This is a genomic window from Bifidobacterium jacchi, from assembly GCF_009078285.1.
GTDB lineage: Bacteria > Actinomycetota > Actinomycetes > Actinomycetales > Bifidobacteriaceae > Bifidobacterium > Bifidobacterium jacchi.
Map to the genome: position 1 here is coordinate 1 of NZ_RQSP01000035.1, position 23,891 is coordinate 23,891.

Below are 23,891 nucleotides of genomic sequence, written 5' to 3' on the forward strand. Positions count from 1 at the left end.
CGCTCAATTCCAATGAGGCACCACTAACCATTACGCGCTCAAAAAACGTGAGGCACGTCGCAGCCGCATACCACCTGCGCATACTCCTATACTGGAGTGCATGACATCGATGGATAATTCCCGACTGCCGTGGTCGTATCGGACCAATGCGGTCGTGCGTGGCCTGATTTCGCTGCTGGCCGGTGCCGGGTGCGGTCTGGTCGGCACGTTCGCGCACCGATTAGGCGCGCCCGACAACATCCCGTATGGCCTAGTGCTCGCCTTCGCCATTCTCTCTTTGTCCACGTGGGCGGCGCGAGCGCGTTGCGGGATCGTCGGTGCGGCGCTGCACATGATCTCGTCGTCCGGCGTCGCCTGGCTGATCGCGGCCATGCCGATCGGCGGCGACGTGCTCACTCCAGCCGGCTTCAACATCGAAGTGCCGTTCTTCAGCGAGCACGCCGGATACATCTGGCTGTACGGCATCATTCTCGTTGAAGTCGCGTTCGTGCTCATGCCGGCCTCGTGGTTCGCGGTGCGCACCGCCGACACGGCTAAGGCCAATGCTGCAAAGGCAGCCGCACAGAGCGGCATCAAGCCCGAACGAGGGGAGCTGCCCCGTGGCTGATCGCAACGATGCCCTGAACCCGGCGAGCAACACCGCGAACACCACCACGAGCAGCACTGCAACAGCCGTTCCGACCGTGCATTATCTGGGGCCGGAAGGCACGTTCACGCATCAGGCGGCGATGCAGTCGCTGATGCAGGAATCCATTCTCAGCAAGGCTACGGCAACGCCGAATCCAACGTATTCGCCGCAGATCAAGCGAGCGGCTGCGGCGCTGGTCGCGGAGCCGGACATACGCGCCATTCTCGATGCCGTGCAGTCGAATCCATCACCATCCGCTGCACCCCAGTCGACCGCACCCCAGTCGACCGCAGCACATCACACCGCAGCACATCACACCGCAGCGCTGCCAGCCGCAAACCAGCCAGCCGCAACCCAGCCGACTCGCGCGCAGTCGCGCGGTTCGTATGGCGTGATCGCATGGGAGAACACCGTTGAAGGCTACGTCGTGCCCAATCTGGACGCGCTCATCGATGCCGACAATGCGGTCGGCGTGGCCCGCATCAGCGTGACCGTATCGTTCGACGCATTCGTCCGGCCCGGCACATCACTCAGCGCATGCACGGCAGTGACCGCGCACCCGCACGGCCTCGCCCAATGCCGGCGTTTCGCGCAGGAGCATCATCTGCGCGCCGTTCCCGCATCGTCGAATGGCGCGGCCTGCCGCGATCTGCATGCCGATCAGGTCGGCCTCGGCCCCTCGATCTGCGGTGATCTGTACGGGCTGGAGCGCGTCGGCACCGCGGTCGAGGACTATCCAGGTTCGCAGACCGATTTTCTGCTGCTGGCCCCACGCTACGAGGTCGCACGGCTTGTCGGCGGCACGTTGCGCGACGGCACGGGGGAGTATGAGTCGATCATCGCGTTCATCCCGCTGAGCACCGGCCCCGGCGTGCTCGCGAATCTGTTGGACGTGCTTCGCGATGCCGGCCTCAACATGACGAGCTTCATCTCGCGTCCGATCAAAGGCCATGCCGGCACGTACAGCTTCATCGCCACCATCGATGCCGCCCCCTGGCAGCCACGGCTGCACGCCGTGCTCGAGGAGGTCGTCGACCATGGCGATTGGGTGAAGACGCTGGCGGTCTATCCGCGCAGGGAGCGTCCGAATCCGCCGGTGTACGACTGGTCGCTGCCGCGCGGCGGCGTGCGCGTGGGCAACCATGGCACCGGCGACGCATCTCAGGAAGGCGGCCGATGGCCGGCTGCGGCGCGGCAGGAACTGCTGTGGTAGAGGCGAAAGGGGAGTGCGGGCATATGCTGAAATCCGTATTGGATGGCGACGGCGGTGATGGTGGGAGCCGTGCAAAGTGGAACGATCTTGTGGATTCCGCCTGTTTCGCGAATCGTACCGTCGGCATTGTCGGTCTGGGGCTGATCGGCGGTTCGCTGGCGCGGCGGCTTGTGTCGCGCGGCGTTGACGTGATCGCCTGGAATCACCGGGATCATCCGTATGCGCAGGCGCGCGCGGACGGCATCCGCTGCATGCCGACATTGGCATCGTTGGCGCAGGCTCGGCCGGATGTCATCGTATTATGCAATCCGCTCAAGGCGATGCCGAGCATGCTGGCCGCCCTCGCGCCGGTGATCGACCGCGATGCGACCACGCTGACCGATGTCGGCAGCGTCAAGGGCATGGTTCGCGAACAGGTCGTCGAGGCCGGCTTGGCGGACTGCTATGTGGGCGCACATCCGATGGCCGGCAATGAACTGTCCGGCTGGTCGGCCGCCGATCCCGCATTGTATGACGACGCGCTGTGGGCGGTCAGCGTGGATGATTCGACTGATTTCGCCCGTTTCGTCGCCGTCGCGTCGATGATTCTCGATGGTGTGGGCGACCGGCTCATCGTGCTGAACGACGATGTTCATGATCGTGCCGCGGCGCTCATCTCGCATATGCCGCACGTCGTCGCCACGGCGCTGATCAATCAGCTGACCGGCGACCCCGATCGCAACATCGCCGCCGCGCTGGCTGCGGGCAGTTGGCGTGACATGACGCGCGTCGCGTTGACGGACCCTGACCGCACCCGTGCGATGGTCGAGGAGGATGCGGTCAACGTCGCGTCGCTGCTGCGATCGATGGCGGCTCGCCTGACCGCCGTCGCCGATGCGCTGCACGGCGGCGACGGCGGCGACGGCGACGGAACGGATGACAATGGCGGTAGTTGCATGGACGAGGACGTGATTGCGCGGTTCTTCGCCGACGGCCAGCCGTTCCGCGACTACAAGGCGGCGTTGCGCGCGGCGGACGGCATGCATGACGCGTTGCCGAACGCCGCTGATTCGGCTATCGCGCTCAGCCCGCTGCATTGGCGCGATGATCTGCTGGCAAGCGCCCGCCGCGGCGAGCATGTCGTCGGCTTGTCGAATACCGGCGACGCGCCGACTGCGCTGGTGCGCGTCTATTCCGCGATGTAGCCGGTATTCGCAGCCGTGCTGTGCTGCGAATACCGGCTTTGAGTCGTGACCGCTGTGAATCGTGATCGTGGGCTGTGTGCTACGGTCTGGTGACGTTGCGTTCCGGCACCGGTTTGAGTGTGATGATGGTGTCCGCGTCGATGCTGACGCGCTGCTCCGGGCGTGAGCCGTTCGCCGCCGCATCGCGCGTCATCTCCAGCCGGTGACCGTCCCATGAGGTGACGTGGCCGACGTAGTCGCGGTACTTCATCCGATGATCGATCGGATCGACTCCTTCGGACACGCGTACGACGATGCGCGCGTGGGCGGGAATCTCATTGGGTATGGGCATGATGTCTCCTTCGGTGGCTGTGGCTCTGCGTTGAACTGCTCGTTGACGGACCCTGCGACGTTGGTTCCATCATCCCACAGATGGGCCGGTGATGCTACTCCACCTCGATGGCGTCGAGCACCGGCACGCGAAGCGCCCGACGCGCCGGTGGCAGTGCGGCGATCACACCGACCGCGATGGCGGCCAGCAGCGCCACGCCGAGCTGCTGCCACGGTATGGCGAGCATTTCAAGTCCCTTGGTCGAATACACGCGCTGGATCACCACGCCGGCGATGCCTCCGGTCGCCACGCCGAGCAGCGTGCCGAGCACGGCGATGAGCGACGCCTCGATCTCCAGCATGCCGCGTATCTGCCCGCGTGATGTGCCGATCGCGCGCAGCAGACCGAGTTCACGCGTCCGCTCGGACACGCTCAGCGCCAGCGTGTTGACGATGCCGAAGATCGCGATCACGATCGAGAGGGCGAGCAGCGCATAGAGGATGATCAGAATCTGATCGACCATCGTGCTCATCGTCGATTTGAACTCCTCGCGATCCTGCACGTTGACCACATAATAGGGTTTCACCGCGTCGATCAGGCGCTTCTTCAACGCCGTCGTGTCCGCCGTCGTGTCCGCCGTCGTGTCCGTCGCATCGTCGGAGCCGGCGCTGCTGCCGGCGCTGCTGTCGGCACCGTGATCGGCATTGATGAACAGCATGATCGTGAACATCGTATAGTCGTTTGCGATCCTCGCCGCGGCATCGTCGTTCATGAGCACCATGGAACGGTAGATCGAGTTGTCGATGATCGCGCCGACGCGCATCGACACATGTGTGTCGACGTTCTTCGTCTTCACCAGCGTCGCCGGATCGATGTTCTTCGCGTCCTCGCCGACCTTGACCGCCTCCTGGGTGAGCGCCTGGGCCTTCGCGGCGTCACCGGCGAGCATCGCCTGCCTGGCCTGCTCCTGAAGATCGGCGATGCGCGTCTGCGTTCGCGCCTGAACGTCGGCCTGCGCCCTGGCCGTGGCATCCTCGTCCACCACGACCTGACGTCCGTTGACCCGTATGCTATCGCCGACCTTCCATCCGTTGCGTTTCGCCACCTCGCTGCCGACCACGAGCTCGCCTTCGCGCAGCGCCCTGTTCGCATCCCCTGATTTCGACACCGGAGCGAACACGCTGGTGAACAACGACGGCTGCTCCGCGAACGTCATCGCACTCGCCGCCGCATCGCCGTCGCCAAACGTCACACCGACCATCATGCGGCTTTGCGACACCGACGAGACGCCGCTCACCTTGCGGATCGCCGTGATCGCATCATCGGGAATGCGGCCGTCCGACACCGACATCGCCGAAAAATCGGATTTCAACCCCGAATCGACGATGCCCGCGACCGAAGCCTTCGCCGACGAGGCGACCACCGACAGACAGCTGACGATCGCCACGCCGACGAACAGCGCGGCCGCCGTGTTCGCCGTGCGACGCTTGCCGCGCGTCATATTGCGCGTGGCAAGACGGCCGGTCACAGTGAACACGTGCGTCGGAATCCAACCCAGCACCACGCTCGTCGGCGTGACCAGCGCCGGAGCCAGCACGATCACGCCGACGACCACGAGCGCCGCGCCCGCGCCCAGCGTCCAACCCGTACCGGCGGCCTGCGCCAGCCGGTCGGCCCACTGCCAGCCGAACACGGCCTCGCCGGCATCATCGGCCTTCGCGATGCGCATGCACAACGCCCACGAGCAGGCGCCGAGCACGATCATCAGCGCGCCGACGACGCCGCGCAGCCGCACCGGGCGCTCCGGATTCGTCGTCTCGTTCATCGCCTGAATGGGCGGTGCCAAAGCCGCTCGACGCGCCGGCAGCGCCGCACCCACCAGCGTGACGACGACGCCGACGAGCAGCCCGACCAGCATGTCGGACGGCTTGGGGTCGGCCGCACCGCTCAGCGGCATGCCAAGCGATGACATGCCGGCGGCGATCGCGCGGACCATGCCCCAGCCCAGCGCGATGCCGCCCACCGAGCCGATCAGCCCCAATACGATCGCCTGGATGATCACCGTGGAGAACACCTGCGCCGGCGAGGCGCCCACCGAACGCAGCAGCGCGTAGCCGCGCATCGACTCGCGCACGATCATCGAGAACGTGTTCGCGATGATGAACGAGCCGACGAACAGCGCGATCACGGCGAAGATCAGAATAAGCGGCTGGATGAAGCCGAGCGCCTCCTTCGTGGACTTCGCGTTGTCGTCACGGATGCTCTGCCCGGTCACCGCGTGGGCATGCGCGTCGGCGGGAAGCGCCTTGTCGACGCGCGCGGCGAGCGTGCGCTGCTGCGCCTCGCTCAGCGCCGCACCGCCGTTCGCCGAACCGTAGACGCGGATGTACCGGGTGGTGCCCATCTCGCCCGACTGCTGCTGGAAGTAGTCGCGCGCGACCTTCGGGTTCAGGCCGACGACGATCGCGCCCGCCTGCGTGGACGCGGTGTCGAATATGCCGACCACGGTGACGTCCGTCGCGCCATCCGGGTAGACGAGCTTCGTCTTCTCGCCGACGCTCAGCCCGGCCTTTTCGGCGGCGAAGGAGTGCAACGCGATCTCGCCCTTGCCGCGCGACCAGCGACCCGCGGTCAGCTTCGCGGATCGCCATGTGCCGTCCTCAAGCCCCAGTGCGACGGTCGCGCCGCCCATCGTGGACGCGGCGTTGCCGTCCGAGCCGACCAGCACGATGCCGGACACCGAGTAGACCACGGCCGCCGATTCGACGCCAGGCACATTGGCGATGCGTTCGGTCAGATCGACGTCGATGCGGTTGTAGGACTTCTCGTCGCTCGACGTGGCGGACTGCATCGACGCGACCGAGGAGTCCGCGCCTCTGCGCTCGTCGCTGCCGCGCACGTAGACGTCTCCGTCCGAGTTCGAGCCCATCATCTGATCGACCTGATCGCTCATCATCGCGCGGAAGCAGAACGAGCCGACCACAAAGGACACGCCGAGCGCGATCGCGATGATCGACATGACAAAACGGCCCAGATGCGCGCGTGCGTCGCGCAGACCGATGCGGATCATGCCGCACGCTCCTCGGACTCGGCATCCTCCTCACCCTCGTCGGCGAACACCGCAAGGATCTCGTCATAGGAGGGATTGCGCAGATCGCGCGTGATGCGGCCGTCGGCCAGCACGAGCACGCGATCCGCGTAGGATGCGGCCCTGGGATCATGCGTCACCATCACGATCGTCTGCCCGTAGTCGCGCACCGAATCCTTGAGAAAACCGAGCACCTCGCGGCTGGAATGCGAATCGAGGTTGCCGGTCGGTTCGTCGGCGAAGATCACGCTCGGCCGGGCCATGATCGCCCTAGCGCACGCCACGCGCTGCTGCTGGCCGCCCGACAGCTGACTCGGACGATGCCCGAGCCGCGAGCGCAGACCGGTCACCTCGACCACCTTGTCGAACCAATCGCGGTCGATCGGCCGTTTCGCGATCTGCAGCGGCAGCAGGATGTTCTCCTCGGCCGACAGCGTGGGCACCAGATTGAACGACTGGAAGATGAATCCGATCTGCTCGCGGCGCAGTTTGGTGAGCTGACGCTGGTTCATCGCGGAGACCTCAAGACCCTCGACGACGACCGTGCCCGATGTGGGTCGGTCCAGCCCGGCCATGCAATGCATGAGCGTGGACTTGCCGGAGCCGGACGGCCCCATGATCGCGGTCATCTGCCCGCGCAGAAAATCGACGTTCACATGGTCGAGCGCGACCACCTGCGAGTCGTGGTCCTTCGCGTCGCCGTAGATCTTCGTCAGGTCGCTGGCGCTCGCCACCACGTCGGCGTTCGCTGCGTTGGCGTTTGCTGCGTTGGCGTTCGTTGCGTCGCCGTTTGCCTGATCGGCGTTTGCTGCGTTGGCGTTCGCCGCTGTGTCGCTTATCGCCGCCTTTTCTGCCGCCTTGCCCGCTGCCGCGCGTTCCGCTGCCGCGCCGCTCGCAGCTGTGCTGTCTGTTTCATCCCACTCGTCCACCATCATGCCTCCCTCATCGCATTCCGCCAGTCATGACATTCCTTGTGATATGCGGTCGTGATATGCCTTGTGATATGCCTAGTCTATCGGCAGATGGCAATCAACAATGGCATTCAACTGGGCAGTCAGCAGGGAGGCGGCATGGGGCGGCAGGCGTGGTTCGATGACGATTGCGATGCCTTTGTGCGCTTTCTCAAGGTGAATCGGGGACTGAGCCCCAATACGCTCAAGGCGTATCGCCGCGATGTCGGCGACTGTCTGGGATGGCTCGACCGCAGCGGCATCCGCTCCCTTCGCGATGTGACGATCGATGATCTGCGCGATTGGACGGCGTTCGACGCGAACGGTCGCGCGCGCTCCACCCGAGCCCGTCGCATCGTGGCGGTGCGCGGATTCTTCGCGTGGGCGTACGACCACGGCATCGTCGATGCCGATCCCGCGAACGCGCTGGTCGCGCCGAAGCTGCCGGCCGTGCTGCCGGCCGTGCTTACCGAGCGGCAGGCGGCGGCGATGATGGAGAGCGCCGATGCGCGAGCTGGGCTGGTCGGCTCATCCGCGCTGCCTGCTGATGTGGCGTCTGCGGAGTCGCTGTCTGCTGATGCGGCAGCTGATGCGGCGATAGCTGATTCGGCGGCTGATTCGGCGGCAGGAGCGGCAGCGGTCGATGCGACGGCCGATGCGACGGCCGATGTCGGGACGTCGCGATCAGCCGCTTCGCCGCGGCGGCGTGATGCCAACCCTCGCCCCGATTCCGGCGACCGCGCCCAGGCGTTGCGCGATGCGGCGATCGTCGAGACGCTGTACGCCACCGGGATTCGCGTCGGCGAGTTGGTGGGGCTCGATGTCACCGACATTGATTTCTCGAATCGTACGCTCAAGGTGACCGGCAAGGGCAACAAGCAGCGTGTGGTTCCATTCGGCGCGCCCGCCGCCCGCGCGCTTGAGGCGTGGATCGACGAGGGGCGCCCGGTGCTGATGGCCCGCGCGGCGCGCATGCATCGCGCCACGTTCGAGCCGCAGCGGCATGCCGACGCTCGTCGCGCACTGTTCCTTGGCGTATATGGTGCGCGTCTCGCAACGGCAATGGCGTGCACGATCGTCCACCGCGAGGCCGAACGTGCCGGCGTGCCGGACATCTCCCCGCATGCGCTGCGACACAGCGCCGCCACGCACATGCTCGACGGCGGCGCCGATCTGCGCGAGGTCCAGGAGATGCTCGGCCATTCCTCGCTCGCCACCACGCAGCGCTACACCCACGTCTCCATCGGGCAGCTCAAGGCCCGCTACGAGCAGGCCTTCCCCCGCGCCTGATCTCATATTCCCCCTGACTACCGTCGTATCGCGATTGTTCTTCGTGATTATTCCGACGGAGCAATGTCTGCGCGAGGCGTCTTCACGGCCATACAACGCCTATAATGATTCGTGACGATCATAGCGGTGTGATGATCGGTGCTACGCAGCCCATACTGGTTGCGGGGGGGCAACATAATGTTCGCGCATTCCAACGGCAGCGTCGCCGGAAGGCCCTATTGGCGCAGCTCGCGGTATCTGACGTGGTTCACCGCCGATACGGCCGTGGCTTCCGGCGCGGCGTTGCGCGCGGTCGCCAGTGCGCTGCTCGTCTACGCGCTGTGCGGCTCGCTGTCCGTGGCCGGAGCCTTCACGGCTGCTATGCAGATCTACGGGCTCGCGCTTTCCGCATTCGGCGGCACGGTGGTGGACCGGCATTCGCGCAGGCTTATGATCGGCGTCAATCTCGGCGTGCAGTCGGCATATGGTCTGTTCGTGGTCGCCACATTGCTTGCCGGCAGACTGACCTTCGTCATGTACGCGCTCGCCATGGTGATCATGACGACGGTGTCGTCGCTGTTCGGGCAGGCCACCGACGCGATGATGCGGTCCATCGTGGACGACAGGGATTTCGCCAAGGCGAAGACCGTGAACCAGGGTCGCGATTCGACGGTGGAGATCGTTGGTGGTCCTCTGGGAGGCGCGCTCTACGGTATTGCGCCGTGGGTGCCGTATCTCGTCGCCGGCGTGATATGTCTGCTGGGTGCGGGATGCGCGTTCCGTCTGCCGTCGAGGGAGCAGAAGTCCGAGGATGCTCGCGTGGGTGCGGAAGGCGCGGAGGACGCCAACGCATCCGCGAGCGACAAGGCCGAATCCGCTGACGACGCCAACGGCAGTGGAAACGGCGATGCAGACAATGGCAAGGCGGCCGGGCGAGGTGCCTTCTTCGATGATTTCCGCGAAGGATGGCGTTTCTTCTTCTCGTGTCGTACCGTTCCCGCGATGACGCTGCTGTTCATGCTGTTCAATCTGGCCGGCGTGGGTCTTCAGTACGGTATCCAGCTTCATCTGGTCGGGGTTCATACGGATTCGACGCTCATCGGACTGGTGAACGCGTTCGCTGCCGTGGCGGGCCTCGTCGGAGCGCTGTTGGCGAATCGACTCGTCGGTCGCCTCGCCACAGGGCGGATCCTGATGCTGGTATTGGCGGTGTCGATCATCGGATTCGCGCCGTTGATCGCTTCGTCGGCCTATCCTCTGCTGGTCGCGGCGTTGTGCGCGGTCGGTCTGTTCACACCGCTCGCCGAGGCTTCCGCGCTGGGATTCATATTCGCGAGGACGCCTGATCGCATGCAGGGTCGCATGTATACGTGCGTCGGCGTGCCGTGCTCCGTGCTTGCGGCGTTGAGCCCGGCTCTGGATGGCTGGATCATCGATCGGCTTGGCTTCACCGCGTTGGCGATCATCTACGAGACCATATTGCTGCTGTGTCTTGCGATGGTGCTGCTCCTGCCTGCATTGCGCGGCATACCGAAGCCGGATCATTGGTCCGAAGCCGTGCTCTAGCGTCCACGTTGGAGAGGACATTGTGCCGTAGCGTCCCGCTGCTAGGCTCGACACCATGATTACGATCACCACATCGAACGTGAACGGCATTCGGGCGGCCCGCCGCAAGGGCATTGAGACATGGGCCGGGCGCAATGCGCCGGAGGTCTGGTGCATGCAGGAGGTGCGCGCGCCGCAGAACGAGCTCGACCCGATCATTCATGAGATCGCCTCCGAATACGTCGATGCGGCGGTGATCGGCGACGAGGCCGATCTTCACGCCGCCAACGAGGTGTGCCGCGTCAAGGGGCGCGCCGGCGTGGCCCTGCTGACCGATCTGCCGGTCACCGCCACGCGATACGGCCTTGCCGGGCTCGATGAGGACGTCGACTCCGGTCGTTGGATCGAATCGGACATCCGCACGCCACAGGGCTATGAGCTCACCGTCGCATGCGTGTACGTGCACGCGGGCAACGCCGACGACTCCGAGAAGATGAGCCAGAAGTACCGCTTCCTCGACGCCATGCTCACACGCATGGGCGAACTGCGCGACGAGGCGGCCCACGGCGGGCGTCAGGCAGTGTTGTGCGGGGATTTCAACATCGCGCACACGCCGCTCGACATCAAAAACGCGAAGGCCAACGAGACGCATGCCGGATTCCTCCCCGCGGAACGCGCCTATGTGGACCGCTGGATCGACGAATACGAGTTCGTCGACGTGATGCGCGAGCTCGCCGGCGACATCCAGGGCCCCTATACGTGGTGGAGTCAGCGTGGCCGCGCCTTCGACAACAACGTCGGCTGGCGCATTGACTACCAGTTCGCCACGCCGGAGCTGGCCGAGACCGCGCGCGGCTTCGTCATCGACAAGGCGCCTTCCTACGATGCCCGCTGGTCCGATCATGCGCCGTTGAGCATCAACTACGACGTGTGACGGGGCGGCGACGAGGCGGCGATATGGCGGCGACGCGGCTGTGTCGATGTGGCGACGCGGCTGTGACACGGTTGCGACGCGGCGAATCGGGCATCCAGCCGATCGCAAGCCAAGGTGATACGCTAGTCGAGGTTGCACGCGACATATTGCACCCAACATATGAGATACATATGAAATGAGGACATCAATGGGACTGTTTGGATTCGGCAGGAAGAAGCGCCAGCGCGAGGAGGCCGAACGCGCCGAGAACGCCGAGAGCGACGAGGCTCTCAAGAGCGCGCAGAGCACCGCGGACAATGAGGATTCCGCGGAGGACGACGAGCAAAGCGGTCCCGCGCACCCCGATCAGGCGGTCAGCGCCTATGATCGGCGCGGCGAGGAATACGGCCCGTGGGACACCGCCGACGACGATGTGCCCGACTACGACGACTACCTCGATCTGGGCGCCTACTATCTGCCGTTCATGCGCGGCATCGAACTGCGCATCAAGGCGAATCGCGCCACGCACGACATTCTCGGCTCGACCATCACCTACGGCGGGTCCAGCCTGGAGATCGAGGCGTTCGCGGCCCCCAAGTCGATGGGCCTGTGGGACGACGTGCGCGAGGACCTGCTCTCCGGCAACGAACGCGCCGAGGTGAAGCCGGGCGTGTTCGGCATGGAGCTCAACCTGCCGGTCGTCGTCAAGGGCGGTCGCGTCGTCAACACGCGCATCGTCGGCGTCGACGGCCCCCGCTGGATGCTGCGCGGCATCTTCTCCGGCAATGCGGCATCCGATCCCGACCACGCCGAAACCAAGGCGCTCAACGGGTATTTCGCTGACATCGTGGTCGAACGCGGCGAGGAGCCGCTCGCGCCGCGTGACCTCATCCCGATGCATCCGCCGGTAAGCCCTGCCGAGCGCAGGGCGGCGAACGGCGAGACGAACGCCGAAGGCGACGCGGCGGACGAGGCGAACGGCAAGGAGCATCTCAAGGACATCCCGGACCGTCCGAACGGCCCGTTCGACTCCGATCAGCAGACCGAGGTCAAGACCACGCTCTCGCGCGGACCGATGTTCTCCGAGGTTCGCTGACCTTCATCATTCGCGCATCGTTCGCTGACCCCCATATCGAAGCAGGATTTCCATACATGACTGAGCACAGGCAGCAGCGCCGAAGCGGCATGGCATCCCTTGCCGCCGCCGCGGACGAGGACTTCTCCATCATCGAGGCGATAGGCGGGCCCCGCGGTGTCATCGAATCGATGCTTCCCGGACTGGTATTCGTCGTCCTGTTCGTTGCCACCAGCAACCTCAACCTGACCATCGCCGTCTCGGCCGCGCTCGCGGTCGTGCAGGTGGTGGTGCGCCTCGTGCAGCGCCAGTCGGTCATGGGGGCGCTGAGCGGACTGATCGCGGTCGGCATCTGTCTGATCTGGGCATGGAAGAGTCACGAGGCGCGCAACTACTACATGTTCGGATTCATCACCAACGCCGTGTACATGGTGCTGCTTGCCATCTCGCTGATCGTCCGCGTGCCGGGACTGGGACTCGTGGTCGAATTCATCCGCTCCATGCCGACCGAGCGATTCCGCGCATGGTTCCACGGCTGGATGGACGATCGGCCGCTCAAACGCGCCTATATGCTCGTCACCTGGCTATGGGTCGGCGTGTTCGCGCTGCGGCTCATCGTGCAGGTGCCGCTCTACCTGACCGATCATGTGGCGCTGCTCGGCACCGCGCGACTGCTCATGGGTATTCCGTTCTGGGCGCTGGCGATCTGGGTGTCGTATCTGATCATCGCCACGCCGCTGCACCGGCACAAGGCGCTCGCGGCAGGCGCTTCGTCGCACGGGGACAAGGCGGGGAGCGCGACGAACGGGCACGATACCACAGCCGACAACACGGGCACAGGCAACACGGGAAAGGAAATCGAACACCATCATGGACGCTGAGGTCCGCATCGAACGCTACGCCGATCAGGGGCGTTGCATAGCCCATATCGACGGTCGCGTCGTTTTCGTGCGATTCGCGCTTCCCGGAGAGCTGGTGCGCATCACGCTTGACGAGCCGCATGATCGCGACGACCGGTTCTGGACCGGCGAGGTCGTCGAGGTTCTCGAAGCCAGCGAGGATCGCGTCGCCCCGGCATGGCCGCTTGCCGGACCGCTCGCGATGGGTGGCGGCGTCGGCGGAGCCGATCTCGTGCACGTTTCGCTTGCCGGTCAGCTGCGATGGAAGGCCATCACCATTTCGGAGCAGCTCAGCCGCATCGGTCATATCGACGCGGTGGTTCCGGTCGATCGCATGGAGGGCGACGAGTCGCTGGGCGGGCTGCATTGGCGCACCCGCATCGAAATGATCGCCGACGACGACGGCCGACCGTCGATGCGGCGTCGGGGTACGCATATCCGCGTGCCTCTGACGACCATGCCGCTTGCTTCGCGCGCGCTGCTCGCCGTGGCCGACCATGAGCAGATCTGGGATGGCGGATTCGAGCCGGGATCCCAGATTCGACTGTCCGTGCCCGAACCGCATGGCGACGATGGCTCCGACACCGATTCGGTTGAACGGCGCGCGGATGGCGGCGATGCACAGACGCTGCGCTCGCAGGTCGGCGACAACTATGCCGTGCTGGTCGACGGCCGCGTCAACGCAGGCTCCTCCCGGCTCATGGAAAGCGTCACCATCGACGGAACGCGGTTCGAATACGTCGTTGATGCGAACGGTTTCTGGCAGATGCATCGCAAGGCTCCGGCGGTGCTCGCCGGCCACGTTCTCGACCTCGCCCGACGCGAGCTCGACGGCGTCCAATCCGCCTGCGTATGGGATCTGTATTCCGGTTCCGGCCTGTTCGCGCTGCCGCTGGCGACGCTGACCGCGCCGCGCACCAGAATGCTCAGCATAGAGGGTGGTAGAAGCGCGGTCGCCAACGCGAAGCGCAACCTTCGTCATCTCGATCTGGGCGACGTCGATGCCCGGTGCGGCGACGTCTCCACGATGCTCACCCACGTTCCCGCGCATCTGTCGCAGCCTGATCTGGTGCTGCTCGACCCGCCGCGCGCCGGCGCCCGAGGCAAGGTGTGCCGGCAGATCGCCGAGTCCCGTGCGCGCAGCGTCATCTACGTCGCCTGCGATCCGGCGAGCCTGGCGCGCGACGCGGCCACGCTCGTCTCGCTCGGATATCGCCTGATCGACATCCACGCCTTCGACATCTATCCGATGACCCATCATGTCGAAACCGTCGCCCTGTTCCGGCGCTGATCATTCGCCGGCTTGCCGCCATTGCCGCCGTTCGCATGAAGGCGGATTGCGTGCGCGCGCGGCCGGCCGGCGGTTCCTTGCCGTCACTGCCGTCGCGTGCACGCTGCTGGGTACGCTCGCATCATGCGCGCCCGCCGGTCGTGCGGTGGGCGACACGACGGACGCGGTTCCCGCAATCGGCCATGATGGCGCCGATCTGTCCGATATCGTCGTTGGCGTGGTCGGATCTCGCGATCGCGTCGCCGACGTCGCCGTCATCGATGCGCTGTCGCGCGATGGAATCGCCGCCGTCTACGCGTCGCCAAGCGTCGTGCCGGGCGGCGGCGAGGCAGCCGGCGGCGAGACGGGTGACGCCGAGGCAACCGGCGATGCGGGCGGCTCCGATGGCGGCGGCGTGAACGGCGCGGTCGCGTCGGTTGAGGATTTCACGACTCGTGGCGTGAGCCTGATCATGATCTGTCGGGCGGATATGGGCGATTCACAGACCGGTTGGCGCGATGCGCTGGTCAAGGCGCGTGACGCGGGCATTCCGGTCGCGCTGGTCGAGCCGCGATCGACGCCGGCCGACGATACTTGGTATGCGGCGGTCGTGGACATCGCCGCGAACGCCTCCGGCACGCGTGATTCGCATGATTCGCATGACCAGAGCGCCGCAGCCGAGCGGACCCCGGCATCGGGCGCGCTTGACGACGTCGTCTTCGATCTCGTCAACGACAGGCCGCACAAGCGGCGCGTCACCGTGGATCTCGACAAGTAGGACGCGGCGAGTGCCAACCTCGGCGAGCCGCGAACACGGCACGTGGGAAACGTGACAGACGCATCGCAGTCCCTCGGGTGGGTGTTCTCGGTGTAGGCTGAAGCCATGAGTGAATCGAATGCCCAGTCCATGCCGCACGTCGATCTGCCCGGATTGTCGTCCGCCGAGGTGAGCCGCCGCGTCGAGGCCGGCCAGGTGAACCGGGTGACCACGTCCACGTCGCGCTCGGTGGTCGACATCGTCCGAGCCAACGTGTTCACGCTGTTCAACGGCATCATCCTCGCGGCCATGGTGCTCGTACTGCTCACCGGCTCATGGCGGGACGCGGTCTTCGGATTCGTCATCATCATCAACACGGGCATCGGCATCGTCACCGAGCTCAAGGCCAAGCACACTCTTGACAAGCTGTCGATTCTGGTCGCCGCCGACTACATGGTCCATCGCGACGGCAGGGATGTGACGGTTCGTCACGACGACATCGTGCTCGACGACCTGCTGTGGATTCGCGCGGGCGACCAGGTGCCCGCCGATGCCGTCGTCGTCACCGCATACGGGCTGGAGCTGGACGAGTCGATGCTGACCGGCGAGTCGCGCACCGTGCGCAAAAAGGACGGCGATCAGGTGTATTCCGGCTCGACAGCCGTCTCCGGCATGGCGCTCGTCCAGGTCAGTGCGGTCGGCGAGCATGGGTACGCGGCGACGCTCACCGCGCAGGCGAAGGTCTACAAGAAGACCGTGTCCGATCTGAGCCGGGGCATCAACACGATTCTCAAGTTCATGACGTTCCTTGTCGTGCCGTTGTGCGCGCTGCTCATCTGGTCGCAGATCGGCACGGTCGGCGGATGGTCATACGCGATATCCACCGGCGCGTGGCGTGGCGCGGTCGTGTCCGCGGTGGCCGGCGTGGTCGGCATGATTCCCGAAGGTCTGGTGCTGCTCACCTCGCTGAACTTCGCCGTAGCGGCGATGCGTCTGGCAAGGCACGACACGCTGGTCCAGGAACTGGAGTCGGTGGAGACGCTGGCTCGGGTGGACTGCCTCAATCTTGACAAGACCGGTACGATCACCGACGGCGGCATCGCGTTCTCCCGGCTGGTGATGCTGGATGACGCCGGTGAGGTCGTTGCAGATGATGCCGCCGATGGCAATGCCGCCGATGGCGCGCTCGCGGCCGATGGTGACGCCGCCCTGCGCGATGCCGTGCGTCAGGCATTGTATGATCTCGCCGACGAGGAGCAGCCGAACGGCACCGGTCAGGCGATATTGGCCGCACTGGCTGATGCCGGGCTGTCCGCCGGGGTCGTGGTGCAGCGCGTGCCGTTCTCGTCGGCGCGCAAGTGGAGCGCGATCACGGATTCCAATGGCGGGCGCTGGTATATGGGCGCGCCCGAGGTGCTGCTCGCCGCATTCGACGGGGACTATGCGCACACGCTGCGCGTGGTGAACGCGTATGCGAACGATGGCAATCGTGTGCTCATGGTGGCGCGGGCGGCGGCGCGAACTCCGACAGCGGATGTCGACGAGCCGACGTTGGATTCGCATGCGCGCCCGGTGGCGTTGGTGCTGTGCTCGGAACGCATCCGTGCCGATGCGGAGAGGACGCTCGCATGGTTTCGCGATCAGGGTGTGCGATGCCGCATCATCTCAGGCGACAATCCGGTCACCGTCGGTGCCATCGCGGCCAAGGTGCGCCTCACCGGCGACCGCCGTCCCGTCGCGATGGATGCCAGAACGCTGCCCGACGATGTCGACGAACTGGCCCGTGTGCTGGAGGGCGTCGACGTGCTTGGCCGTGTGCTTCCCGAACAGAAGAAGGCCATCGTGCAGGCGCTGCATGTCGCCGATCATGTCGTCGCGATGACCGGCGACGGCGTCAATGACGCGCTGGCGATCAAGGAGGCCGATCTGGGCATCGCCATGGGCAATGCCGCGCCGGCGACCAAGGCCGTGGCGCAGGTCGTGCTCGTCGACTCGAAGTTCAGCCATCTGCCCGACGTGGTCGCGCGCGGACGTCAGGTCATGGCGAACATGGAGCGCGTCGCCAGCCTGTTCCTTGTCAAGACGGTGTATTCGGCGCTGATCTCGCTCGGCGTGGTGCTCACCGCCATCCCGTTCCCATACCTGCCGCGCCACATCACATACATCGGCGGGCTCACGATCGGTGCGCCGGCGTTCATTCTGGCGCTCGCTCCCAATACGCGGCGCTACATTCCGGGATTCCTGTCGAGGGTCGTCCGATTCGCGCTGCCTGGCGGCGTCGCCGTGGCGTTGTCGGTGCTGTTGTCGTCGTGGATTCTGCCCGACATCATGGGCTGGGATGTGTCGGATGCGGCTGATCTGGCGTCGCTGCGCGCCACCAATGCGATCATCGTGTTCATTCTGGGCGTGTTTGTGCTGGCGCGGGTGGCGTATCCGCTCAATTCGTGGCGTGGCGTGCTGGTTGCGTTCTTCGCGTCGGCCGGCGTCATCGGCATGCTGATCCCGTTCGTCGCCCGGTTCTTCGCTTTGCAGGTGCCCACTGGCCGTGAACTGCTGGCGACGGTGGTGGCGCTGCTGCTGTCGGCGGTGATCTTCGTGGCGTGCCATGTGATCATCGCCGCGGTGTCGCGGATTATCTCACATAGCAAGCCGACACGCCAGAGGTGAGGAAACAATCCGGTAGCGTGGTCGGCGGATAATCGGAGACGATATCTTCATTTGTCGTTTGCACATCCGGAGGGAACATGTCCGTACGAGACGACCAGCTGTCCACGCTCAGCGTGGGCGGCAGGGACTATGACTATTATTCGATCGCCGATCTGCCCGGCATCGACCATCTGCCGTATTCGTTGAAGGTGCTGGTCGAGAACCTCGTACGCAACATCGACGGTGCCAACATCACCGATGATCATGTGCGTGCGCTGCTCGACTGGGACCCGGCCGCGCAGCCCTGCCACGAGATCCAGTTCACCCCGAGCCGCGTGGTCATGCAGGACTTCACCGGCGTGCCGTGCATTGTGGACCTCGCAACCATGCGCGATGCGGTCAAGGACCTCGGCGGCGATCCGGAGGTCATCAACCCGCAGGTCCAGTCGGACATGGTCATCGACCACTCCGTGCAGATCGACAAGTACGGCATCGCCGACGCGGTCGAGCAGAACATGGACATCGAATACCAGCGCAACGGCGAACGCTACCAGTTCCTGCGCTGGGGGCAGCAGGCGTTCCGTAACTTCCGCGTCGTGCCGCCGGGAACCGGCATCATCCATCAGGTCAACATCGAATACCTGGCCAAGGTCGTCATGACGAAGGCGGGGGAGCGCGGCCGCCAGCTCGCCTACCTCGACTCCTGCGTCGGCACCGACTCGCACACCACCACCGAAAACGGCCTCGGCGTGCTCGGCTGGGGCGTGGGCGGCATCGAGGCCGAGGCCGCCATGCTCGGCCAGCCCATCTCCATGCTCGTGCCGCGCGTGGTGGGCTTCAAGCTCACCGGCTCCATCCCTGAGGGCGTCACCGCCACCGATGTGGTGCTGACCATCACCGACATGCTGCGCAAGCACGGCGTGGTCGGCAAGTTCGTGGAGTTCTACGGCGAGGGCATCGCCTCCGTGCCGCTGGCGAACCGCGCCACCATCGGCAACATGAGCCCGGAGTTCGGCTCCACCTGTGGCATCTTCCCGATCGACGACGTCACGCTCGACTACTTGCGCCTGACCGGCCGCTCGGACGAGCAGGTCGCGCTCGTCGAGGCGTACGCCAAGGCCAACAAGCTGTGGGGCGACGCCAACGATCCGGATTACGTCGAACCGAAGTACTCCGAATACATGGAGCTGGACCTTGGCACCGTGGTGCCGTCCATCGCCGGCCCGAAGCGCCCGCAGGACCGCATCACGCTCGCCACGGCCAAGTCCACGTTCGAGGACACGCTGCCCGCGTACGAGACCGAGAAGACCGCCCACGAGCCGATCGCCGTCTCCACCGACTTCCGTGGTGATTTCGACATCACCAACGGCGACGTGGCCATCGCCTCGATCACCTCCTGCACCAACACCTCCAACCCGTCCGTCATGGTGGCCGCCGGCCTGATCGCCCGCAATGCGCATGCGAAGGGCCTGAGCCCCAAGCCGTGGGTCAAGACGTCGCTCGCCCCCGGTTCCCAGGTGGTGGCCGACTATCTCAAGGCCGCCGGACTGCAGGACGACCTCGACGCGCTCGGCTACGAGCTCGTCGGCTTCGGCTGCGCCACCTGCATCGGCAACTCCGGCCCGCTGCTGCCCGAGATCTCCGAGGCCATCAACGCCAATGACCTGACCGTCACCGCAGTGCTCTCGGGCAACCGCAACTTCGAGGGACGCATCAGTCCGGACGTCAAGATGAACTACCTCGCCTCGCCGCCGCTCGTGATCGCCTACGCGCTCGCCGGCACGATGGACTTCGACTTCGCCACCCAGCCGCTCGGCGTCGACAAGGACGGCAATGACGTCTATCTCAAGGACATCTGGCCGACCAACGACGAGGTGGCCGCCGTGGTGAACGGCACGGTCAGCCGCGAGATGTTCCTCAAGGACTACGCCTCCGTGTTCGACGGTGACCGCCGCTGGAAGGGCCTCGATGTGCCCGAAGGCGAGCTGTTCCAATGGGACCCGAAGTCCACCTATGTGCGCAAGCAGACCTTCTTCGACGGCATGAAGGCCGTGCCGGACCCGGTCGAGGACATCCACGGTGCCCGCGTGCTCGCACTGCTCGGCGACTCCGTGACCACCGACCACATCTCCCCGGCCGGTGCGTTCAAGGCGTCCAGCCCTGCCGGCAAGTATCTCACCGACCGCGGCGTCGAACCGAAGAACTTCAACTCCTACGGTTCCCGTCGAGGCAACCACGAGGTGATGGTGCGCGGCACGTTCGGCAACATCCGTCTGCGCAATCAGCTGCTCGCCTCTGTGGGCGAGGAGGTCACCCCGGGCGGTTTCACCTACGACTTCACGACCGGCAAGCCGTCCACCATCTTCGATGCGTCGCTGAACTACAAGGCTCAAGGCACGCCGCTTGTGGTGTTGGCCGGTAAGGAATACGGCACCGGCTCCTCGCGCGACTGGGCCGCCAAGGGCACGTTGATGCTCGGCGTCAAAGCCGTGATCACCGAGAGCTTCGAACGCATTCACCGCTCCAACCTCATCGGCATGGGCGTGCTGCCCCTGCAGTTCCCTGAAGGCGAATCCTACAAGTCGCTGGGGCTTGATGGCACCGAGACCTACGACATCGATGGGGTGGAGAAGCTCAACTCCGGCACGACGCCGAAGACCGTGCACGTCACTGCCACGCATACGGATGGCTCCACGACCGAATTCGACGCGGTCGTGCGCATCGACACCCCCGGCGAGGCTGATTACTACCGCAATGGCGGCATCCTCCAGTACGTGCTGCGCAACCTCATGAAGTAATGCAACAGAAGTAATGCAACAGGACGGTCGGGGACATGCCTCCGACCGTCCTGCGTTCATGCGGTGAGAGACATCTGACATGTGTGTCGGGCGTGCTCAGCGTGGGGGTACTCGGCGGCGCGTCACCGGTCGATGCCGGCTCCAGTGGAGTATAAGGATCATTGGATCTGCTGACGGCATTGCCTCCAGATGTCACTGATCTTCTGACCGTTGGATGTACGTTTCCATACTTCAAGCCCGCCGCTGCGACGGCCTCCCGCAGCGGCACGGGCGGCCGCGGTGGGCGTCGGGTATTCCGAGCCGTCATCCAAGCGGAACCGTCCGTTCTCCGTCACCGTGGCATACCAGCGTTCGCCCTTGCGCGGCCGCTCCCAGACCAGCCGTTCGCCGGGCACCAACAGTCCGGCCTGAATCACCTGACGGATGGTCACACGTTTCGAGCTGCGTGCTGCGTGCGCCGTCGGCGACTGCGCGAGCTGATCGATGCCTTGCATGGTGAGATCGTTGTTGTTGCGGTCGTACCGGATGCTCCAATACTCCATGATCAGGCGTACCGTCTCCGTCTGCCGTTTTCCAAGCAGCGAGGGCGTGCAGTCGTTGTAATCCTTCAGCTCATTGGTCAAAGGAAAACGTCGTGAATCCGAGCGCAGGAGCATGCGGTCACGGCGTGCGGCGAACTCGCTGAACTTGTCCAGCTGTTCTTCGGTGCCTTGGACCAGTGCCAGATTGCCCAGTCGATACAGCCAATGGTCATGCTGTTCGGGTGACCAGTCACTGAACGATTTCGAATGTTCGATGTTCACCGGCATGATGGGCAGTGCGCTGCATTTGCGCGGCCTATCAAGGTGGGATTGCGCTTTCTGCTCATTGGCGCGGATGAGCAGCAGGCGAACCAACGCATTGTCTGATTGCAGTTCCCCTTGCAGGCGCACCACGGCGTTCTCCTGGTCGTTGTCGCGGACTTTCAGACCGTTGCACCGTTCGACCGGATATCCTTTGTCGAGATCGCGGATGGTGGCGTTCGCATATCCGCGTCTGTCTGTGACGTCGGTCCGGATCAGCGTACGGATTCCGGTCACGCGTTCAAGAGCCGACAGGATCTCCGAAAGACGGCGTTCGTCGTGGGGTTCCAATGCGGCGAGCGACGTCGATGTCTTGACGTTTCGCGAGCCACGCTGCGCGAACGGCGGGCAATCGGGATTGCCCAGCTGACGATACGAGTTGACCAGCGCCCACATGGCTACGGGCTTCCACTCATGGTTGCGGTAGTCGTTCAGCCCTTCGAGGCGATACCGGATTTCGTTGGGCAGTATCGTCTCGTTGGGTTTGGAGATGATGCGCCACGCCATCGCATACGGGGCGAGCACGGTGTTGATGAACGAGGCCACCGTGCCGTTGTCGATATGGGGCTTGAGCACATTGTCGAGGAAATCCTCGATGAGTCTGCCGGTATTCGGCTGATGGGCGAGGATGAGATACAGGTAGGAAAAGAACTCGTCGCTCTCATGCGGGTCGTCGCTGATCGGGTCGATGATGTCGTCCCAGCGTTCGGTATAGGCGTCAAGCTCCGCGTCGCTGAGCCCGGATGTGGCTCGTGCCTTGAAGACGTCGGACGGCGTGAGCGGCAATCCCCGCATGTTCATCACGTCGAAGATGCGATGGGCGCCATCAAGATTGTCGGTCGTGACGATGACCAGGGTGACCTGATTGACGAGGTATTGGGCGAACTGCTGCCGTGCGGACATGCCCCACGTGGATATCTCGTCGTACACATTCCGGATGTTCGTCACCATATTGCGTTGCGCGGCGGTGGCCAGATCGTCGTTGTCCATGTCGAACACGGATTCGAGGTTGTCCTCCTGCACATGTTCCCGGAAGAATGACGCGTCGCGTTCGCGCAATGTGAGTCGTGGTTCGCTGATGATGCCGCGCAGCTTGTCGCCGGGTTCCACCAGCAGCGCGTCGAGCTGGTGCATCAGGTCGGCGTCCTGCTCCAGATCGCGCAGCACGGCGATGATGATGGATAGGGATACCAGCCGCTGCTGCCCGTCGATGACATCATAGCGGTTGTCACTGTGGCGGACCAGGATCAACGAGCCGAGGAAATACGGGGTCTGCGGCGTTTTCGAGGCGTCATGCAGATCACTGACCAGTTGGAGAATGTTCTCGGACTTCCAGATATACGCCCGCTGGAAGGAGGGCACCGTGAAACGGAAATCCGGTGTGAACACCTTTCCCAGTGGCAGTTCCCGTGCGTTGATGGCCATATGATCCCCCTGTCCGCCCCTTCGCCGTCGATTGCCGGAGCCGCTTACATGCATGTGCCGATGGATACCGCACCCGCAGTCCGCATGCGATCGGTTCCGCAGTTCAGCTTACCAGCGCAAGACGGCAAACGCAGGGGCGGTATCCGCGCGTATGCAGGCGCTGCGGTTTGTGTTGTGGAGCGCTTCGTGGCGCGTGCGGTCCCGCAGCGTCAGTCGTGCTCGGGAACCGCGCCCTCATAGAGATAGAAGGACATGTCGCCATGATGGTATCGGGATGCGTCCAGATCGATGGATGCGATCCGCTCGAGCCCATGATGGGCGTAGAAGCCCACATTGCAGGAGGTGTCCGTGAACAGGAAGTACTTCGTCATGCCGCTCCTGCGGAAATCGTCGAGCATCCTGAGGAACATGCGCTTGCCCAAGCCGTGCCCTCGGGCTTCGGGCGAGAGCGCGAAGAGCACCACTTCGGCGGCATAGTCATGGCCGGACCGCGAAGCCCGACTGCGCAGCATCCGATCCAAGGCAAGAACGCCCACTATTTCATGGGCTGCACGCAGACCTTCACGGGAGCGCATGAGTCCGCCCAGAAGACGGAGATACCTGCGGGCATGCGCATTGCACCGGTTCCGGGTCTCACGCGAGTCGATGCGGCCCAGAATCAGCGCGACCGGTTTGCCATCCACCACTGCGACATAGGCGTTGGTGGTTCGGGCCAGACAGTTCTCCCAGTCGGCCTCGGCCGCGAGCATGCCGATGCGCTCGCTGAAGTCGGCATACCAAGTTCGTCGCACCAGATCGATCAGTGCGGGGTGGTCGTCTCGCTGCAAAGGGCGAATCGTTGCGGTCTCATACTCAATTTCCTGCATGTGTTTCATTATGCCTTATGCCAAGGGGCATGTCGTGGGTCGAATTGTGTGTTGTTTTTTGTTGGCGTGTTGGTTGTGCAGGTGTCTGTCGGTCGGCTTTGGGGGTGTCTTCGGCGCGTGGTGCGCCGTTGATGTCGCGGTGGATGTTCTGCATTTGGACTTCGATGTTCTGGAGTGATCTGGCGCAGTCGAGGAGGGTCTGGGAGTGTTCGG

The 23,891-nt window shown here is 64.7% G+C and carries 16 protein-coding genes and 3 pseudogenes; 13 read left to right on the top strand and 6 right to left on the bottom strand.

Going from position 1 to position 23,891, the window contains the following annotated elements; genetic code table 11:
- Positions 1-100 precede the first annotated feature (100 nt).
- From EHS19_RS08480 to EHS19_RS08490, 3 genes are read left to right on the top strand one after another with little or no spacing between them, the layout of a single operon-like run.
- Complete coding sequence (locus tag EHS19_RS08480; protein ID WP_241677171.1) at positions 101-607, top strand: alcohol dehydrogenase; 507 nt, start codon at positions 101-103, stop codon at positions 605-607.
- Positions 600-1,841, top strand: coding sequence for a prephenate dehydratase (locus EHS19_RS08485; protein WP_338325047.1), 1,242 nt, complete (start codon positions 600-602; stop codon positions 1,839-1,841). Before EHS19_RS08480 ends, EHS19_RS08485 begins: the two co-directional genes overlap by 8 nt.
- Before the next feature lie 23 nt (positions 1,842-1,864).
- The gene (locus tag EHS19_RS08490) at positions 1,865-3,025 is read left to right on the top strand and encodes a prephenate dehydrogenase (RefSeq protein WP_151917328.1); all 1,161 of its coding nucleotides are present in this window, start codon (positions 1,865-1,867) and stop codon (positions 3,023-3,025) included.
- A 79-nt stretch (positions 3,026-3,104) separates the two neighbouring features.
- Here EHS19_RS08490 and EHS19_RS08495 read toward each other — a convergent pair whose 3' ends face one another.
- From EHS19_RS08495 to EHS19_RS08505, 3 genes are all read right to left on the bottom strand, one after another.
- Positions 3,105-3,356 carry a DUF6725 family protein gene (locus EHS19_RS08495; RefSeq protein WP_151917329.1) on the bottom strand — a complete coding sequence of 84 codons (252 nt, stop codon included), beginning with the start codon at positions 3,354-3,356 and terminating at the stop codon, positions 3,105-3,107.
- A gap of 94 nt (positions 3,357-3,450) precedes the next feature.
- Positions 3,451-6,405, bottom strand: coding sequence for an ABC transporter permease (locus EHS19_RS08500; RefSeq protein ID WP_151917330.1), 2,955 nt, complete (start codon positions 6,403-6,405; stop codon positions 3,451-3,453).
- The gene (locus EHS19_RS08505; RefSeq protein ID WP_241677172.1) at positions 6,402-7,358 is read right to left on the bottom strand and encodes an ABC transporter ATP-binding protein; all 957 of its coding nucleotides are present in this window, start codon (positions 7,356-7,358) and stop codon (positions 6,402-6,404) included. The genes EHS19_RS08500 and EHS19_RS08505 overlap by 4 nt, the downstream gene beginning before the upstream one ends.
- Before the next feature lie 135 nt (positions 7,359-7,493).
- On the opposite strand from EHS19_RS08505, the gene EHS19_RS08515 reads away from it, so the two are divergent.
- The 10 genes and pseudogenes from EHS19_RS08515 (at position 7,494) to acnA (ending at position 20,545) form a co-directional block, all read left to right on the top strand.
- Complete coding sequence (locus EHS19_RS08515) at positions 7,494-8,663, top strand: tyrosine recombinase XerC (protein ID WP_151917333.1); 1,170 nt, start codon at positions 7,494-7,496, stop codon at positions 8,661-8,663.
- A 177-nt stretch (positions 8,664-8,840) separates the two neighbouring features.
- Positions 8,841-10,208, top strand: a complete 1,368-nt coding sequence (locus EHS19_RS08520) for an MFS transporter (protein WP_151917334.1) — start codon at positions 8,841-8,843, stop codon at positions 10,206-10,208.
- A gap of 55 nt (positions 10,209-10,263) precedes the next feature.
- Complete coding sequence (locus tag EHS19_RS08525; protein ID WP_151917335.1) at positions 10,264-11,121, top strand: exodeoxyribonuclease III; 858 nt, start codon at positions 10,264-10,266, stop codon at positions 11,119-11,121.
- 187 nt (positions 11,122-11,308) lie between these two features.
- Positions 11,309-12,196 carry a DUF3710 domain-containing protein gene (locus EHS19_RS08530; RefSeq protein WP_151917336.1) on the top strand — a complete coding sequence of 296 codons (888 nt, stop codon included), beginning with the start codon at positions 11,309-11,311 and terminating at the stop codon, positions 12,194-12,196.
- Between the two features lie 56 nt (positions 12,197-12,252).
- Entirely contained in the window at positions 12,253-13,056 is an 804-nt protein-coding gene (locus tag EHS19_RS08535) for a DUF3159 domain-containing protein (protein WP_151917337.1), read from the top strand.
- Positions 13,046-13,643: pseudogene (locus EHS19_RS11765) on the top strand (TRAM domain-containing protein); the annotation flags it as partial. The gene EHS19_RS08535 and the pseudogene EHS19_RS11765, both read left to right, overlap by 11 nt.
- 77 nt (positions 13,644-13,720) lie before the next feature.
- Positions 13,721-14,365 (top strand): annotated as a pseudogene (locus EHS19_RS11770) (class I SAM-dependent RNA methyltransferase); the annotation flags it as partial.
- 46 nt (positions 14,366-14,411) lie between these two features.
- A complete protein-coding gene (locus tag EHS19_RS08545) occupies positions 14,412-15,122 on the top strand; it encodes a type 1 periplasmic-binding domain-containing protein (protein WP_151917339.1) in 711 nt (236 codons plus the stop codon).
- Positions 15,123-15,227: 105 nt separating this feature from the next.
- Positions 15,228-17,768 (top strand): HAD-IC family P-type ATPase, encoded by a 2,541-nt coding sequence (locus EHS19_RS08550; RefSeq protein ID WP_151917340.1) that lies wholly within the window; start codon positions 15,228-15,230, stop codon positions 17,766-17,768.
- Between the two features lie 77 nt (positions 17,769-17,845).
- A complete protein-coding gene (acnA, locus tag EHS19_RS08555) occupies positions 17,846-20,545 on the top strand; it encodes an aconitate hydratase AcnA (RefSeq protein ID WP_151917341.1) in 2,700 nt (899 codons plus the stop codon).
- Between the two features lie 158 nt (positions 20,546-20,703).
- Here acnA and EHS19_RS08560 read toward each other — a convergent pair whose 3' ends face one another.
- From EHS19_RS08560 to EHS19_RS08570, 3 genes and pseudogenes are all read right to left on the bottom strand, one after another.
- Positions 20,704-22,812, bottom strand: a complete 2,109-nt coding sequence (locus EHS19_RS08560) for a GmrSD restriction endonuclease domain-containing protein (RefSeq protein ID WP_151917342.1) — start codon at positions 22,810-22,812, stop codon at positions 20,704-20,706.
- 209 nt (positions 22,813-23,021) lie between these two features.
- Positions 23,022-23,678 carry a GNAT family N-acetyltransferase gene (locus tag EHS19_RS08565; RefSeq protein ID WP_241677173.1) on the bottom strand — a complete coding sequence of 219 codons (657 nt, stop codon included), beginning with the start codon at positions 23,676-23,678 and terminating at the stop codon, positions 23,022-23,024.
- Positions 23,679-23,775: 97 nt separating this feature from the next.
- Positions 23,776-23,891: pseudogene (locus tag EHS19_RS08570) on the bottom strand (GTP pyrophosphokinase family protein); the annotation flags it as partial.

Bases quoted from the DNA above. Each gene is read 5' to 3' on its own strand.
- EHS19_RS08480 (WP_241677171.1), top strand. From the start codon at position 101: ATGACATCGATGGATAATTCCCGACTGCCGTGGTCGTATCGGACCAAT.
- EHS19_RS08490 (WP_151917328.1), top strand. From the start codon at position 1,865: ATGCTGAAATCCGTATTGGATGGCGACGGCGGTGATGGTGGGAGCCGT.
- EHS19_RS08495 (WP_151917329.1), bottom strand. From the start codon at position 3,356: ATGCCCATACCCAATGAGATTCCCGCCCACGCGCGCATCGTCGTACGC.
- EHS19_RS08500 (WP_151917330.1), bottom strand. From the start codon at position 6,405: ATGATCCGCATCGGTCTGCGCGACGCACGCGCGCATCTGGGCCGTTTT.
- EHS19_RS08505 (WP_241677172.1), bottom strand. From the start codon at position 7,358: ATGATGGTGGACGAGTGGGATGAAACAGACAGCACAGCTGCGAGCGGC.
- EHS19_RS08515 (WP_151917333.1), top strand. From the start codon at position 7,494: ATGGGGCGGCAGGCGTGGTTCGATGACGATTGCGATGCCTTTGTGCGC.
- EHS19_RS08520 (WP_151917334.1), top strand. From the start codon at position 8,841: ATGTTCGCGCATTCCAACGGCAGCGTCGCCGGAAGGCCCTATTGGCGC.
- EHS19_RS08525 (WP_151917335.1), top strand. From the start codon at position 10,264: ATGATTACGATCACCACATCGAACGTGAACGGCATTCGGGCGGCCCGC.
- EHS19_RS08530 (WP_151917336.1), top strand. From the start codon at position 11,309: ATGGGACTGTTTGGATTCGGCAGGAAGAAGCGCCAGCGCGAGGAGGCC.
- EHS19_RS08535 (WP_151917337.1), top strand. From the start codon at position 12,253: ATGACTGAGCACAGGCAGCAGCGCCGAAGCGGCATGGCATCCCTTGCC.
- EHS19_RS08550 (WP_151917340.1), top strand. From the start codon at position 15,228: ATGAGTGAATCGAATGCCCAGTCCATGCCGCACGTCGATCTGCCCGGA.
- acnA (WP_151917341.1), top strand. From the start codon at position 17,846: ATGTCCGTACGAGACGACCAGCTGTCCACGCTCAGCGTGGGCGGCAGG.
- EHS19_RS08560 (WP_151917342.1), bottom strand. From the start codon at position 22,812: ATGGCCATCAACGCACGGGAACTGCCACTGGGAAAGGTGTTCACACCG.
- EHS19_RS08565 (WP_241677173.1), bottom strand. From the start codon at position 23,678: ATGCAGGAAATTGAGTATGAGACCGCAACGATTCGCCCTTTGCAGCGA.